The 14,608-nt window shown below is 72.4% G+C and carries 13 protein-coding genes; 6 read left to right on the forward strand and 7 right to left on the reverse strand.

Annotated elements, in window-relative coordinates; all coding sequences use genetic code 11:
- Positions 1-24: 24 nt before the first annotated feature.
- Positions 25-1,662, reverse strand: a complete 1,638-nt coding sequence (locus ACH41F_RS15905) for a protein kinase (RefSeq protein ID WP_391230910.1) — start codon at positions 1,660-1,662, stop codon at positions 25-27.
- A gap of 133 nt (positions 1,663-1,795) precedes the next feature.
- Here ACH41F_RS15905 and ACH41F_RS15910 point away from each other — a divergent pair, with 133 nt between their 5' ends.
- Positions 1,796-2,542 carry an esterase/lipase family protein gene (locus ACH41F_RS15910; RefSeq protein WP_398835980.1) on the forward strand — a complete coding sequence of 249 codons (747 nt, stop codon included), beginning with the start codon at positions 1,796-1,798 and terminating at the stop codon, positions 2,540-2,542.
- Positions 2,543-2,615: 73 nt separating this feature from the next.
- Positions 2,616-3,413 carry an alpha/beta fold hydrolase gene (locus tag ACH41F_RS15915; protein ID WP_398835982.1) on the forward strand — a complete coding sequence of 266 codons (798 nt, stop codon included), beginning with the start codon at positions 2,616-2,618 and terminating at the stop codon, positions 3,411-3,413.
- A gap of 43 nt (positions 3,414-3,456) precedes the next feature.
- On the opposite strand, the gene ACH41F_RS15920 is transcribed toward ACH41F_RS15915, so the two are convergent.
- Complete coding sequence (locus ACH41F_RS15920; protein WP_391230907.1) at positions 3,457-3,798, reverse strand: winged helix-turn-helix transcriptional regulator; 342 nt, start codon at positions 3,796-3,798, stop codon at positions 3,457-3,459.
- A gap of 97 nt (positions 3,799-3,895) precedes the next feature.
- Between ACH41F_RS15920 and ACH41F_RS15925 the strand changes: the two genes are divergently transcribed.
- Entirely contained in the window at positions 3,896-4,777 is an 882-nt protein-coding gene (locus tag ACH41F_RS15925; protein WP_398835987.1) for an NAD(P)-dependent oxidoreductase, read from the forward strand.
- Between the two features lie 22 nt (positions 4,778-4,799).
- Here ACH41F_RS15925 and ACH41F_RS15930 read toward each other — a convergent pair whose 3' ends face one another.
- On the reverse strand, positions 4,800-5,993 hold the full coding sequence (locus ACH41F_RS15930; protein WP_398836392.1) for a PP2C family protein-serine/threonine phosphatase: 1,194 nt from the start codon (positions 5,991-5,993) through the stop codon (positions 4,800-4,802).
- 242 nt (positions 5,994-6,235) lie between these two features.
- Here ACH41F_RS15930 and ACH41F_RS15935 point away from each other — a divergent pair, with 242 nt between their 5' ends.
- Positions 6,236-7,123, forward strand: a complete 888-nt coding sequence (locus ACH41F_RS15935) for an NAD-dependent protein deacetylase (RefSeq protein WP_398835990.1) — start codon at positions 6,236-6,238, stop codon at positions 7,121-7,123.
- Positions 7,124-7,235: 112 nt separating this feature from the next.
- Here the strand turns inward: ACH41F_RS15935 and ACH41F_RS15940 are convergent, their stop codons facing one another.
- From ACH41F_RS15940 to ACH41F_RS15955, 4 genes are all read right to left on the reverse strand, one after another.
- Positions 7,236-8,894: an oxaloacetate-decarboxylating malate dehydrogenase gene (locus tag ACH41F_RS15940; protein ID WP_391230904.1), complete on the reverse strand. Its 1,659-nt coding sequence runs from the start codon at positions 8,892-8,894 to the stop codon at positions 7,236-7,238.
- Positions 8,891-9,028: a hypothetical protein gene (locus tag ACH41F_RS15945; RefSeq protein WP_391230903.1), complete on the reverse strand. Its 138-nt coding sequence runs from the start codon at positions 9,026-9,028 to the stop codon at positions 8,891-8,893. The genes ACH41F_RS15940 and ACH41F_RS15945 overlap by 4 nt, the downstream gene beginning before the upstream one ends.
- A 177-nt stretch (positions 9,029-9,205) precedes the next feature.
- Positions 9,206-10,141 carry an alpha/beta hydrolase family protein gene (locus ACH41F_RS15950; protein WP_391230902.1) on the reverse strand — a complete coding sequence of 312 codons (936 nt, stop codon included), beginning with the start codon at positions 10,139-10,141 and terminating at the stop codon, positions 9,206-9,208.
- A gap of 184 nt (positions 10,142-10,325) precedes the next feature.
- Positions 10,326-11,954: a LuxR C-terminal-related transcriptional regulator gene (locus ACH41F_RS15955; RefSeq protein WP_391230901.1), complete on the reverse strand. Its 1,629-nt coding sequence runs from the start codon at positions 11,952-11,954 to the stop codon at positions 10,326-10,328.
- 243 nt (positions 11,955-12,197) lie between these two features.
- Between ACH41F_RS15955 and ACH41F_RS15960 the strand changes: the two genes are divergently transcribed.
- Together ACH41F_RS15960 and ACH41F_RS15965 are read left to right on the forward strand one after the other, a co-directional pair.
- Entirely contained in the window at positions 12,198-12,770 is a 573-nt protein-coding gene (locus tag ACH41F_RS15960) for a helix-turn-helix transcriptional regulator (RefSeq protein ID WP_391230900.1), read from the forward strand.
- A gap of 85 nt (positions 12,771-12,855) precedes the next feature.
- On the forward strand, positions 12,856-14,580 hold the full coding sequence (locus ACH41F_RS15965) for an acyl-CoA dehydrogenase family protein (protein WP_398835994.1): 1,725 nt from the start codon (positions 12,856-12,858) through the stop codon (positions 14,578-14,580).
- The last annotated feature ends 28 nt before the right edge of the window (positions 14,581-14,608 follow it).

A 14,608-nucleotide genomic window follows, 5' to 3' on the forward strand; every position in this document is an offset into this window, starting at 1 on the left:
CCGACGGCCGGACGCGGCCCGGCGTCAGTCCTCCGCCGGGTGCACGTCCAGCACCTTGCCCTGCTTGTCGGTCTCCAGATAACCGCTGCGGTGGTACTTGTCCGACAGGTAGACGGACAGCCCGAACCCGGGGGTGAAGGCGTCGGGCTGCCGGACCAGCACATACCGGGTCTCGGGATCCTTGACGTTCAGCTTCTTCTCCGCCTCCGCCAGGAGCCCCGGAACGCTGTCCCAGTTGAAGCTCTCGACGGTGAAGGGTTCCCAGCCGCTCATCAGTGTGCCGTCGATGATGCCCTTCTCCGCGCCCCGTCCCGGGCGGTAGTCGTACGTCTCGTAGGCGGTGTCGCTGCCCTCCACCATCACCTGCGCCGTCACGTACTCGGGGTAGACCGAGAACCTGCCGAACCTCTTCCGGCCGCTCTCCTCCTCCAGCGCCTTGATGGCGATGCGGATGTTCGCGGGGGTGAGCATGCTCCCGCTCGCGGTCTCGGTCTCGGTCTGGGTCGGCGTCTTCCTGGGCTCCGAGGAGGCGGTCGGCGGCGGAGCCGAAGTCGTCGTCGGCGAACCGGTGTTGAGGTCGGCCGAACCGCCGCCGCCCAGCGGCAGCAACCACCACAGCAGGGCTGCGGCCCCCACGAGCGAGATACCGGAGACGGCCAGCAGGGCAGGGCGCCCGGGAGCCCCCCGGCGTGGCGGGCGCACCGGGGCCGCCACCGACTGGGGCGCCGTCGTCCCCGGTGCGGGAAGGGCGGGCGTGGCGGGTGCGGGCAGCGGATAGGAGGTGGGCTCGTCGCGCGGGTGCGCGGGACCGGTGGGCGCCGCCTCGATCACGGCCAGCTCCCGGTCCAGGGCGGCGGCGGACGGGCGCGCCGAGGGATCCCGCACCAGTACACGCATCAGGACGTCGCCCAGCGCTCCGGCCCGGACCGGCGGCGGCACCTCCTCGTGGAGGACCGCGGCGAGGGTGGCCAGGGTGGTGCCCCGGCGCAGCGGGTGGTGACCCTCCACGGCGGTGTACAGCATCATCGCCAGTGACCACAGGTCGGACGCGGGCCCGCCCTCCTGACCCGAGATCCGCTCGGGCGCCATGAAGTCGGCCGTGCCGATGAGGGACCCGGTGACGGTGAGGTTGGTCGCCTCACGGATCGCGGCGATGCCGAAGTCGGTGAGGACGGGGCGCCCGTCCTGGCGCAGCAGCACGTTGGCGGGCTTGACGTCGCGGTGCTGGATTCCGGCCTCGTGCGCGGCGATCAGCGCGGCCAGGACCCCGCGGCCGATCCGTGCCGCCTCGGCCGGGGGCATCGGTCCCCGGGCCAGCCGGTCGGCCAGGGAGCCGCCGCCGACCAGCTCCATCACGATCCACGGGTAGGTGCCCTCGCCGCCGTCGACGATGTGGTGGATGGTCACGACGTTGGGATGGTCGATCCTGGCCAGGGCCCTGGCCTCGCGCAGCACACGCTCGCGCAGCATCCGCGCGGCCTCGGGGTCGTACTCGGCCAGGTCGCGGTCGGGCGGCCGGACCTCCTTGATCGCCACCAGTCGGTGCAGCACCTGGTCGCGGGCCCGCCAGACCATGCCCATCCCGCCGCCACCGAGGCGGCCCTCCAACTCGAAGCGCCCGTCGACGACTCGTCTGCCAGGGCCTCCGTCTGCCTCACTCATGGGCGGGAGCCTAGTTGGCGCCGCCGCCGGTGTTCGACCGGGTGCGGTGACTGGTGATTCCGCTGATGTCAGCGGCGAGCCGCGCGCCGACTCTGGTCGGGTCAAGCACCCGCACCCCTGTTGGGAGGGCTCCATGAGCCGTCGTTCAGCACGTCGACGTACCGGCGCCGTCGCGGCCGTCGCCGCGGCACTCGCCCTGTTCTCCTCGGCCACCTCGGCCGGTGCCGCCGACACCACCGCCACCACCGTCGCCTCGGTCAAGGCCGCCGACGCGGCCGGCGGAGTCCTGTCGACCAGCACCCCGGTCGTCTTCGTGCACGGGTACACCGGCAGTGCGTCGAACTGGACCACCGCCATGAGCGTCTTCCGGCTCAACGGCTGGTCGAGCTCCCACCTGTTCGCCTACGAGTACAACTCCTACGGCAACAACGTCACCAACGCGCAGGGGCTGGCGTCCTTCGTCAACAACGTCAAGGCGCGGACCGGCGCGAGCAAGGTCGCCCTCGTCAACCACTCCATGGGCGGGCTCGTCAGCCAGTACTACCTGAAGGTCCTGGGCGGCAACACCAACGTCAGTCACCTGGCCTCGATCGCCGGCGCCAACCACGGGACGACCTACGCCGGCGCCTGTCTCATCTACACGACCTGTCAGCAGATGTACCCCGGCTCCTCGTTCATCGGCCAGATCACCGCGGGCGACGAGACACCGGGGAGCACCAGGTACGCCACCTGGTACTCGCCGTGTGACGGCATCATCATTCCGTACACCAGCACCCGGCTGGACGGCGCGACCAACCATCCCGTGGCCTGCCAGACCCACATCGGCTTCCTCACCGACACGTCCGTGCTCGGCGACATCGCCGACTTCGTCGCCTCCTGACGAGTCGGGACCGGCCGACGGCACACCCACTCGCGCCGCCGGCCGGTCCACCGCCGCCTGGAAGGGCCGGGACATGCAGCGTTTTCACGCCGACGACGGTACGGAGATCGCGTACAGGGTCTGGGAGCGGGATGCCGTCCGAGGGGAGGATTCCGGGCGGCCCCTGGTGCTGCTCCACCACGGTTTCATCGCCTCGGGAGCGACGAACTGGGAGGCGCCGGGCATCGTCGCCGCGCTGGTCGCCCGCGGGCACCGCGTCGCCACCATCGACGCCCGCGGGCACGGCGCTTCGGGCAAACCCCACGACCCCGCCCGCTACGGCGAGGCCCGGATGGCGCGGGACGTGACGGCCCTGATCGACCTGCTGGGCGAGTCCCGGGTCGATCTCGTCGGCTATTCCATGGGCGCGATCGTCGCGCTGATCACCGCCACCCGCGATGCCCGGGTACGCCGTCTCGTCGTCGGCGGGGTGGGCTGCGCCGTCGTCGAACGCGGTGGCGTGGACACCCGAGTCATCGCCCCCGGCGCGCTCCAGCACGCCCTGCGCACCGACGACCCGAGGTCGATCACGGACGAGACGGCGGCCGCGTTCCGGACCTTCGCGGACTCGCTCGGCGCCGACCGGCTCGCTCTCGCCGCCCAGGCGTCGGCGGCCCACGGCGACCCCATCCCGCTGCACGCGATCACGGCGGAGACGCTCGTCATCGCCGGACGGGACGACCCCTTCGCCGCCCGCCCCCAGACCCTCGCGGCGGCCGTCCCCCGCGCCACACTGCGCCTGGTGGCAGGCGATCATCTGGGAGCACTGCTCGACCCGGGCTTCACCGAAGAACTCCTCCGCTTCCTCGGCCGCCCGAGCGACGCGCGGTAGGCGCGGGCTCGCACAGCCGGCGGACGGGTCCGGGCCGGGCTCGTCAGCGAGGGGCCGGCCGCTCGCGGCCCCAGGCGGCCAGCGGCTGGAGCGCCTCGTTGAGCCGTACGCCGTCCTCCGTCAGCGAGTACTCGACGCGAGGCGGCACCTCCTCGTACGAGACGCGGCGCACCACCCCGTCCGTCTCCATCTCCCGCAGGTGGGAGGCGAGGACCTTCTCGGTGATCCCCGGCAGCAGTCGCCGCAGTTGGCCGAAGCGGCGGTGGGGATGCTCGTGCAGCGCCCACAGGATCAGCACCTTCCACTTGCCGCCGATCACCTCCATCGCGGTGTCGATCCCGCAGACGTGTCCGTCCGGTGCGCCGGGCCGGTTCAGCGTCGTCATGCCCCCACCCCTCCGACGTGCTCGCTCACCCCGGGGTAACCACCCACTCCGAAGTACGTACTTGATCACCTCCGGGCCTGCGACCAGCCTAATCGGCATGACACACCACCCCGTTGAGAAGACGTCCCTCACCCTGCTCGGCCTCGGCGCGATGGGCACCGCACTGGCCCGTACCTGGCTCACCGCCGGCCACCCGCTCACCGTCTGGAACCGCACGCCCGCACGGGCCGCGGCGCTCGCCGCCGAGGGGGCGACGGTCGCGGAGAGCGCGGCCGACGCGGTCGCGGCCAACGCCCTGGTCGTCGTCTGTCTGCTGGACGACCCCTCAGTCCAGGACGTGCTGACCGGCACCGACCTGACCGGCAAGGACCTGGTGAACCTGACCACCGGCACCCCCGCCCAGGCCCGCGCCCGCGCCGAGTGGACCCGGACGCGCGGCGCCCGCTACCTGGACGGCGGGATCATGGCCGTTCCCCCGATGATCGGCGGTGCGCAGCCCGGTGGTTACGTCCTCTACAGCGGATCGCGGGAGCTGTTCGAGGAGCACGAGCAGACGCTGCGCGTGCCCGCGGGCACCAGGTACGTCGGCGAGGACGCGGGCTTCGCCGCCCTGCACGACGTGGCCCTGCTCAGCGCCATGTACGGCATGTTCGCCGGGGCCGCGCACGCCTTCGCCCTGATCCGCAAGGAGGACGTCGACCCCGCGACGTTCGCCCCTCTGCTCGCCGACTGGCTGGTCGCGATGGCCCCCGCCGTGCACCAGACCGCCGACCAGCTGCGCAGCGGTGACTACACCAAGGGCGTCGTCTCGAACCTCGCCATGCAGGTCGCGGGCATCCCGACCTTCCTGCGCACGGCGGAGCAGCAAGGGGTCAGCACCGAACTGCTCAGCCCCTACTTCGCGTTGATGCGGCGCCGCCTGGCCGAGGGCAGCGGCGAGGAGGACCTGACGGGCCTGATCGACCTGCTGGTGCACTGACCGGCCCCGCTCCGGCACACGGTCACGGCGTCAGCTTCTCCTGATGGGCGCCGCGCCATTCGGTGAGCAGTACGGTGGCGTCGTCCTCGAGCGTTCCCTCGTGGTGGAGCAGCACGGCCGCCATCAGCCGCCGCAGGGTCTCGTGCAAGGTGCGCCGCCCGGAATGGTGGCGCAGGACGAAGTCCACGAACCGGTCCCGGCCGAACTGCCTGCCCTGGGAGTCACGCGCCTCGATGACGCCGTCGGTGTACAGCAACAGACGGTCGCCGGGCTCGAGTTGCTCGGTGCACTCGGTCACCGGAAGTCCGAGGGCGGCGCCCATCGGCCCGGCTGGGGGGCAGACCAGTTCGGTGGTCCACCGGTTGCCGCGGATGAGGACGGGCAAGTGGTGGCCGCGGTTGATCCAGGTCAGGTGGCCGGTGGTCAGGTCGAGGTCGGCCAGGATGCCGGTGACGTAGCGGCTGCTTCCGAACTGCTCGACGAGGGTGGCCTCCACATGCTGACTGGTCTGTGCCAGGGAGGCGCCCTGGCGGCGGGCGTTGCGGCAGGCGGACACGGCGACGTTGGCGGTGATCCCGGCGGTGGTGTCGTGGCCCATGGCGTCGAAGACGCCCAGGTGCAGGACGCTGCCCGCCACGGCGTAGTCGTAGGCGTCGCCGCCGATCTGGTAGGCGGGCTCCATCGCCGCGCCGACGGTGGCCTCGGCCCCGGCGAAGGCGGGCGGCGGGGTGAGGTTCCACTGCATCTCGGCGGCCACGTTCATCGGCTCGGTGCGCACCAGCCGCGCGAGGGAGTCGCTGAAGGAGCGCTTGCTCAACAGGAGCAGGGCTGTCATCGAGGCCAGATCGCGCACCGCGTCACGGGTGGCCTCGTCGTCGGTCTCGGTGTCGGCACGCAGCACACCCAGCCGCTCCACACCGTCGGTGACGGCCACCCACCAGCGCCGACGCGGCTGCGGGCCGCCGGCCCCGTGGTCCGTCTGCGCGAGCAGGTCCACCCGTTGGTACGCCTGCCCCGGCAGGGTGCCCCGCACGGTGAACTCCTGCCCGCCCTCCCCCGCGGTCCGCCCCTCGCCGGTGAGCTGGCGCAGCACCGTCTCCCGGAGGTCCGCGACGAACACGGTCACGTCATGCAGCCCGACCTCGGCGCAGTGCCCGGCGATCAGCGCGGGCAGCTTCTCCAGCGTGACGAAGTGGCTGTCCTGCATCAGCCGCATCAGCCTCGACGCCACCGCGGCCCGCTCCACCACGTCCTTCGCCTCCTGCCCGCGCCACCGCTCGCCGCGCCCGGTGCCCCTGGGCCACCCGAGCGGATCCCCGGCCCTCGCAGGTCGGGCCACCGCCCCGGCGGCAGCTCCGGACAAACCACCATCTACCCTCTCCCGGGCGGCGCACACGGTCCGGCGGCGTCCTCCCGGGCACGACGCCGGTGCGCCCGCGGGTTCCGTACCCTGGCGGCATGCGCATGCGCCCCACTCTGAGCTGGACGCCCGACGAGGATCTGCCGCCCGGCACCACGGATCTCGCGCCGGTCGTCGACGCCCTGAGGGCCGGGGGTGTGCTGGTGCTCAGCGGTGCGGGCATCTCCACGGAGTCGGGCATCCCCGACTACCGGGGCGAGGGCGGCAGCCTCGGTCGGCACACGCCGATGACCTACCAGGACTTCACCGCCAGTGCCCAGGCCCGCCGCCGGTACTGGGCCCGCAGCCACCTCGGCTGGCGTACCTTCGGCCGTGCCCGCCCGAACGCCGGGCACCGGGCGGTGGCGGCGTTCGCACGGTCCGGGCTGCTCACGGGCGTGATCACGCAGAACGTGGACGGCCTGCACCAGTTGGCCGGCACCCCGGACGTCGTCGAGCTGCACGGCAGCCTGGCGCGGGTCGTCTGCCTGTCCTGCGGTGCCGTCGGTTCCCGCCAAGACCTCGCCCTGCGTCTGGAGGAGGCCAACGCGGGCTTCGAGCCGGTGGCAGCGGGAATCAACCCCGACGGCGACGCCGACCTCACCGACGCGCAGGTCGGGGACTTCCGCGTGCTGCCCTGCCTGCGCTGTGGCGGCATCCTCAAGCCGGACGTGGTGTTCTTCGGCGAGGCCGTCCCCGCGGCACGGGTCGAGCACTGCCGCCACCTGGTCCGTGAGGCAACCTCCTTGCTGGTCCTGGGCTCCTCGCTGACCGTCATGTCCGGGCTCCGGTTCGTCCGCCAGGCGTCCGAGGCCGGGAAGCCGGTGCTCGTCGTCAACCGGGACCCCACCCGAGGCGACCGACACGCCCTCACCCGCGTCGCGCTGCCGTTGGGGCCGGCCCTGAGCAGCGTGGCCGATCAACTGGGCGTGCGCGTCGACGCGTAGAGGGCGGTCGGCGGGATCCCATGACGGCCCGGCACAGGATCCACGCCTGGCGCGGTCGGCGGGATCCCATGACGGCCCGGCACGGGATCCACGCCGGGGGTGCGCGGCGGTGTCAGGACGGGTAACGCGGGGTCCACTGGGTCCGCGCGATGGCTTCGCGCAGTTCGTCCTCCGTGGCCTCGGGGGCGACGCCGTCCTCGACCGCGGCCTGCGCCACGGCCAGCGCGATCTCGCGGGCCGCGTCCCGCATGCCGGCCAGCGGGGGCAGCAACGGGGTCGCGTCGCCGTCGCCGGCGCGCACCGCGCACTCCCCCACGGCGCGGGCCGCCGCCACCATCATCCGGTCGGTGACCCGGGTGGCTTGGCACGCGGTGACGCCCAGGCCGACGGCGGGGAAGACATAGACGTTGTTCGCCTGCGCGACCGGCACCTCACGCTCGCCCAGCTTCAGGGGCGGGAACGGCGAACCCGCCGCGATCAGCGCCCTGCCGTCGGTCCAGCGGGCCAGGTCGGCGGGGTCGGCCTCGGCGTGCGAGGTCGGGTTGGACAGCGGCAGGATGACCGGCCGGTCGACGTGCGCGGCCATGCTCCGCACGATCTGCTCGGTGAACGCGCCGTGCGCCGTGGACAGTCCGATCAGCACCGTCGGCTTCACCTCGTCGACGACCCTGCCCAGGTCGTGGGCGCCCTCGCCCCACGGTCGTACTTCCTCGTCGTCGCGCGCGTAGACCCGCTGCTCCGGTGTGAGCCCGGTGCGGGAGCGCACCAGCAGGCCGTCGATGTCGACGAACCAGAAGCGGTCGGCGGCCTGTTGTTCGGTGAGGCCTTCGCCGACGAGTGCCGTGCGGATCATGTCGGCGACGCCGATCGCCGCCGATCCGGCGCCCAGGACCACGACGCGGTGGTCGGTCAGCCGTGCTCCGGCGACCCGGGTGGCGGTGGTCAGCGCACCGAGCGCCACGGCGGCCGTGCCCTGGATGTCGTCGTTGAAGGTGAGCAGCTGGTCCTGGTAGCGGGTGAGGATCGGGCGGGCGTGGGGGGTGGCGAAGTCCTCCCACTGGAGCAGGGTGCCGGGGAGTTCGGACCGCACGGCGTCGACGAAGGACTCGATCATCTCGTCGTACTCGGCGCCGGTGACTCGGTGGCGTCGGCGGCCGAGGTAGTGTTCGCCGGCCAGCAGGTCCTCGTTGTCGGTGCCGACGTCCAGCAGGATCGGCAGGGTGCGCGCCGGATGGATGCCTCCGATGGCGGTGTAGAGGCTGAGCTTGCCGATCGGGATGCCCATGCCGCCCACCCCCTGGTCGCCCAGGCCGAGGATGCGCTGGCCGTCGGTGACGACGATGACGTCCACGTCCCGGCCCGGCCGGTTGCGCAGGATCTCGCGGAAGCGGTGCCGGTCCTCGTAGGTGAGGAACAGTCCGCGCGGCCTGCGGTAGATCTCGCTGAAGCGGCGGCAGGCCTCGCCGACCGTCGGGGTGTAGACGATCGGCAGCAGCTCCTCCAGATGCCGGGTGAGGAGGGCGTAGAAGAGGACCTCGTTGGTGTCCTGCAACTGCCGCAGGTAGATGTGCCGGTTGAGCGGCTTGTCGTACCCGAGGAGTGCCTCGTACGCGCGGTTCGCCTGCTCCTCCAGGGTCTCCGTGGCCGGTGGCAGCAGGCCGTCCAGGCCGAGTTCGGCACGCTCTTCGGTGCTGAAGGCGGTGCCCTTGTTGAGCAGGGGGTCGGCGAGGAGGGCGGTGCCGCGGGGAGAGGACGGGCTGGTCGATGTCATGGCGTTCCTCTGGTGCGGGGTGGGCTGGTGTCGGGGGCGAGGTTGCCGCGCAGGTCGGCGCTGACCTGGTCGAGCATCGTGCCCGCCCCGCCGCCGAGTGCGGTCCGGCCCGCCGCGCAGGCGGACCCCGTCACCTGACCGGCGGAGACGGGCCACCTGTGCGGGTGCCCACTCGGAGCCGTAGATCACCTCACGGACCGCCCCGACCCCGTGGTGTCGCACCCACAGCGGGCATGACGGCGCTGTCGCCGCCGCGCGGCCGGGAAACGACCGTGCGACGGCGACAGCGTGTGGGACCCCGGGGCCGGGGATCAGGAGGTGTGCGGGCAGTTGCCGCGGGACTCGGCGATCGACAGGCTGACGGCCGGGAGCGGGCAGAGGAACTGCTCGTAGCGGGTGTCGTTGTCGATGAACCGCTTCAGCCAGGAAATGCTGTACTTCGCGATCGTCGTGTCGGACGAGTTCGGGGTGAAGTGGGTCGCGCCCCGCAGTTCGATGTAGGCGCGGTCGGTGGTGGACGGCAGGCTCGCGTAGAACGGCTCGGAGTGCGTCGCCACGGGCGCGATGGTGTCACCGTCGGCGCCGACGACCAGGGTGGGTGTCCTGACCTCCGGCCAGGTCTTGTCCAGGTTCCATGCGGTCAAGGGGATGGCGGCCTGAAGAGAGGGACGGGACTTGGCCGCTTCGAGGGTGCCGCCGCCGCCCATGGAGTGGCCCATCACCCCGAGGCGTGAGGCGTCGACGCGGCCGCGGACCGTGCTGCGCTGGGTCAGGTAGTCCAGCGCGGCCAGCAGCTGCGTGCCTCGGCTGTCCGGCTGGTCGGAGGTGGTCAGGGTGTCGATCGTGAAGACGACGAAGCCCTGGGAGGCGAGCCGCGGGCCGAGCCAGGCGATCGAGGACTGGTAGGCGGTGTAGCCCGGTGACACCGCGACGGCCCCGAACGTGCCGTCGGCGGTGCTCGTCGGGTAGTAGATGGTGCCGCCGCCGAACCCGCTCACCGCGAGGCGCGACACGCTGGTCTGCGACACGGCGTAGGGGCCCCGACTGGCCTCGATGCTGGCCCGGGTGGGCGCCGGGCCCCGCTCGTACGGGTTCTCGGCCGCCTGGGCTCCCCCGGTCTGCGAGGTCAGCAGGCCGACGAGCGCCGCGGCCGTGGCGGCGCCGGAGGCGAGGCGCCCGAAACGGCGGCGCCGGTGGCGGGGGTGCGGGGTGCTCGGGGGACGGAAGGTCTCAGGGTCGTCGCTCATCACGGCTCCTTCGAGGGTGAGGGTTCCGGCGCCCGCGGGCCTGGCGGCGACCGCCGCGGGAAGGGCGCGGTCGCCCGGCGTGACACGAGTCATCCGGCGGTGAACAACGTAGGAGCCAACCGGAAGCCGGTCATCCGTGGAATCACCAGTCATGCCCCAGGGCACCCACGCGCCCCGCGACGCCTTAACTCGGCTCGGGCTGTTCCCAGGCCCGGACCTGCTCCTCGTCCTCGTCCGTGTCGACGTTCGCCAGCAGATGCGCGAGTCCGGTGCGCGACCGGACGCCCAGCTGCGCGAAGACGTTGCGCAGGTGGTACTCGACGGTCCGGATGCTGATGGACAGTTCCGCGGCGATCTCCTTGTTCGTCGCGCCGTGCGCCACGTCCCGGGCGATACGCACCTGTTGCGGTGTGAGCGAGGACAGCAGCCCCGTCTCGCCCGCTCCGGTCACCTCGCCGGCCGCCCGGAGCTCCGCGCCCGCCCGCTTCGCCCAGAGCCCGGCGCCGCAGTGTTCGAAACCCATCAGCGCGGCGCGCAACTGGGTACGGGCCTCGGTGGGCCGTCGTCGACGCCGCAGCCACATGCCGAAGGCCAGGTGGGTGCGCGCGTGCTCGTACGGCCCTGACGCCCGCTCGTGGTGGGCGAGCGCGGCGCGGTAGAGCTCCTCGCTGCGGTCCGCGGACGCCAGGAGCGCGCGGCACCGCGCCAGCTGTGCCGGTGCCTGCGGGTCGGCGCCGAGATCCGCCCAGACGGCGAACAGGTCGACCATCCCGGTGGCGTCGGGGGCCTGGTCGGACAGGACGCAGGCCTCGACGAAGCAGGGCACGGCCAGGAACCACAGCCCGAAGTGGCCCTGCCGGGCGCCGGGTTGGACCAGCGGAGCCAGCCGGGCGGCAGCCCGCTCGACCTTGCCCGCCCCCAGTTCCGCGCGCGCTTGCGCCCACGCGGCGAGAAACGCGGCCTGGGCCAGCCCGTGCGGCTGCGCCACCGCCATGACGTCCGCCACCTGGGCGCGCACCGTGGGCAGGTCACCCGCCATGGACACCACGAGCGCGCGTACGGCCGACAGTTCGGCGGCGACGTTGCGCTGACCGAATCTCCGCGCCAGCACCAGCCCCTCCTCGGCGTGGGCGCGGGCCTGGGGGTGGCGTCCCTCCCGCAGCTCGGCGCAGGCGAGGTGCGCGAGGATGCCCGGGACCGCCGTCTCCGCTCCCGCCGAGCGCGCGGACGCCAGGGCGAGGCTCAGGAGCCTGCGCGCCAGGGGCAGCCTGCCCAGGAGGAGGGCCACGCTGCCGGCCTCGCAGAGCTCCTCGGTGTCCGCGCGGGTCGTGACCTGTCGCAGCCGGGGTTCCAGGACCGCGCCGGCGCGAGGGAAGTCCCCCTCGACCACCGCGCTCATGCCGATCCAATGGGCTCTCCAGCCGGCCTCGGGGCATCCCGGGGCGCACAGTGCGGACGCGCGGTCGGCACCGCAGGCGTGGCAGGGGCCCACCGTGAAGACGCGCCGGTAGGTGTCCTGGTCACCGGCGGCCCAGGCCGCCGACGCCGCTGCCAGCAGGGCGCGGCGTGCCGTCGCGGGGTCGGTCTCGCGCAGCCCGGCGGCGGCACGGAGCAGCGCCGAGCAGGCATCGGCCACGGGGCCGTCGCGCAACTGCTCCTGACCGTGCGCCAGGGCCCGTCGGGACGCCGCGTCGCGGGCGCGCGGCGCGATGGTGGCGCAGGGCGCGGGCGGCAGGGCGCGGGCCCCCGGCGGGCCGAGCCCGGCCACACCGACGGTGCGGACCGGAAAGGCGCCGCGCGTGTCGTCGTTCACACCCATCACCACCCCGGATGCAGCTGTCCCTCGCGTTACGTCGGGACGTCGTTGTTGAAAGAATGTCCAACAACGGCTCGTCCGTCGACAGTCAGCGCAACGTTTCGTGGTCGGCAGGAACTCGCACCCCTGCCGGGCGGGGTCCGTGTGGGGGCGGTTCGCTCCGCCACCCCGGGGTGACCCACGTCGCATCGAGGCGGGTGGGACTTGCTATGCAACGAGTTGCATAGCACGATCGGTGCCATGGCGCTCGAACACGCGATCCTGGTGTCGCTCCTGGAGAAGCCGGGCTCCGGCTACGAGCTGGCCCGCCGTTTCGAGCGGTCCATCGGCTACTTCTGGACCGCCACCCACCAGCAGATCTACCGCGTGCTCAAGCGCATGGAGAACGACGGCTGGGTCGACGTCCGGGACGTCCCGCAGCAAGGCCGGCCGGACAAGAAGGAGTACTCCGTCGCCGACCTCGGCCGCGCCGCGCTGTCCTCCTGGCTGCACGACCCGATCGAGCCGGAAAGCGTCCGCCACGACCTGGCGGTGAAGATCCGGGGCGCCGCCTTCGACGACCCCGCCGCGCTCGTGCGCGAGGTGGAGCGGCACCGGCAGGCGCACCAGGAGCGGCTGAAGCACTATCTCGCGGGCGAGGAGCGGGACTTCACCGGGCCCGAGGCGAGCGCGGCCGCCGCGAGGGCACCGCTCGACCCGGAGCGAGAGCTCCAGCACGTCGTCCTGCGCGGCGGCATCGCCTACGAGCGCATGATGATCGGCTGGCTGGACGACGTGCTCACCACGCTGGCCCGTTTCGGCCCGAGCCACTGACCGCCGCCCGACCCCACTCTCCCCCGCGCCCTGTCCCACGGTTCCACGATTCCCGTCCGCCCGTCTGTCGAAAGAGACCCTCACCATGGCTGACCAGCTGCTCTTCAACCCGCGCACGTACGACCCCGCGCACTTCGACCCCGAGACACGCCGCCTGCTGCGTGCCACCGTCGACTGGTTCGAGGAGCGCGGCAAGCGACAGCTGATCGAGGACTACCGCACCCGCGCCTGGCTCGGGGACTTCCTCGCCTTCGCCGCGAAGGAGAACCTCTTCGCCACCTTCCTGACGCCGGCCGCCGCCGCCGGACCGGAAGAGCCGGACAAGCGCTGGGACACCGCCCGCATCGCCGCCCTCAACGAGATCCTCGGCTTCTACGGCCTGGACTACTGGTACGCCTGGCAGGTCACCATCCTCGGTCTCGGCCCGGTCTGGCAGAGCGAGAACGCCGCCGCCCGCGCCCGCGCCGCGGAACTCCTCGCCCAGGGAGAGGTGTTCGCGTTCGGCCTGTCCGAGAAGGCCCACGGGGCCGACATCTACTCCACCGACATGCTCCTCGAACCCGACGGCGACGGCGGCTTCCGCGCCACCGGCTCCAAGTACTACATCGGCAACGGCAACGCCGCCGGACTCGTCTCCGTCTTCGGCCGCCGCACCGACGTCGAGGGCCCCGACGGCTATGTGTTCTTCGCGGCCGACAGCCGCCACCCGAACTACCACCTGGTCAAGAACGTCGTCGACTCCTCCAAGTTCGTCAGCGAGTTCCGCCTGGCGGACTACCCCGTCGCGGCCGAGGACGTCCTGCACACCGGCCGGGCCGCCTTCGACGCCGCCCTCAACACGGTCAACGTCGGCAAGTTCAACCTGTGCACCGCCTCGATCGGCATCTGCGAGCACGCGATGTACGAGGCCGTCACCCACGCCCACCACCGCGTCCTGTACGGCCGCCCCGTCACCGCTTTTCCGCACGTGCGCCGCGAGTTGACCGACGCCTACGTCCGGCTCGTCGGCATGAAGCAGTTCAGCGACCGCGCCGTCGACTACTTCCGTTCCGCCGGCCCCGACGACCGCCGCTACCTGCTGTTCAACCCGATGACGAAGATGAAGGTGACCACGGAGGGCGAGAAGGTCATCGACCTGATGTGGGACGTCATCGCCGCCAAGGGCTTCGAGAAGGACAACTACTTCGCCCAGGCCGCCGTCGAGATCCGCGGCCTGCCGAAGCTGGAGGGCACCGTCCACGTCAACCTGGCGCTGATCCTCAAGTTCCTGCGCAACCACCTCCTCGACCCGGCCGACTACCCGAGCGTGCCCACCCGACTCGACGCGGCCGACGACGACTTCCTGTTCCGCCAGGGCCCCGCCCGCGGCCTCGGCTCCGTGCGCTTCCACGACTGGCGCCCGGCCTTCGACACGTACGCCCACCTCCCCAACGTCGCCCGGCTGCGCGAACAGGCCGAGGCGCTCTGCGAGTTCGTCGCAACCGCCGGGCCCGACGCGGACCAGAGCCGCGACCTCGATCTCGTCCTGTCCATAGGCCAGCTCTTCGCACTCGTCGTGCACGCCCAGCTCGTCCTGGAGCAGGCCGCCCTCACCGGCCTCGACGAGGACGTCCTCGACGAACTCTTCGCCGTCCTGGTACGCGACTTCTCCGGCCATGCCGTCGAACTCCACGGCAAGGACTCCGCGACCGAGCGGCAGCAGGAGTGGGCGCTGGGCGCGGTCCGCCGGCCGGTCGTCGACACGGCACGCACGGAACGCGTCTGGCAGCGCGTCGAGGCACTGGCCGGCGCGTACGAGATGGCCCCGTAGGCGAGCGGTACGCATCGACGGTGGCCGG

Source organism: Streptomyces sp. NPDC020489 (assembly GCF_044386545.1).
Classification (GTDB): domain Bacteria; phylum Actinomycetota; class Actinomycetes; order Streptomycetales; family Streptomycetaceae; genus Streptomyces.

Bases quoted from the DNA above. Each gene is read 5' to 3' on its own strand.
- ACH41F_RS15905 (WP_391230910.1), bottom strand. From the start codon at position 1,662: ATGAGTGAGGCAGACGGAGGCCCTGGCAGACGAGTCGTCGACGGGCGC.
- ACH41F_RS15910 (WP_398835980.1), top strand. From the start codon at position 1,796: ATGAGCCGTCGTTCAGCACGTCGACGTACCGGCGCCGTCGCGGCCGTC.
- ACH41F_RS15915 (WP_398835982.1), top strand. From the start codon at position 2,616: ATGCAGCGTTTTCACGCCGACGACGGTACGGAGATCGCGTACAGGGTC.
- ACH41F_RS15920 (WP_391230907.1), bottom strand. From the start codon at position 3,798: ATGACGACGCTGAACCGGCCCGGCGCACCGGACGGACACGTCTGCGGG.
- ACH41F_RS15925 (WP_398835987.1), top strand. From the start codon at position 3,896: ATGACACACCACCCCGTTGAGAAGACGTCCCTCACCCTGCTCGGCCTC.
- ACH41F_RS15930 (WP_398836392.1), bottom strand. From the start codon at position 5,993: ATGCGGCTGATGCAGGACAGCCACTTCGTCACGCTGGAGAAGCTGCCC.
- ACH41F_RS15935 (WP_398835990.1), top strand. From the start codon at position 6,236: ATGCGCATGCGCCCCACTCTGAGCTGGACGCCCGACGAGGATCTGCCG.
- ACH41F_RS15940 (WP_391230904.1), bottom strand. From the start codon at position 8,894: ATGACATCGACCAGCCCGTCCTCTCCCCGCGGCACCGCCCTCCTCGCC.
- ACH41F_RS15950 (WP_391230902.1), bottom strand. From the start codon at position 10,141: ATGAGCGACGACCCTGAGACCTTCCGTCCCCCGAGCACCCCGCACCCC.
- ACH41F_RS15960 (WP_391230900.1), top strand. From the start codon at position 12,198: ATGGCGCTCGAACACGCGATCCTGGTGTCGCTCCTGGAGAAGCCGGGC.
- ACH41F_RS15965 (WP_398835994.1), top strand. From the start codon at position 12,856: ATGGCTGACCAGCTGCTCTTCAACCCGCGCACGTACGACCCCGCGCAC.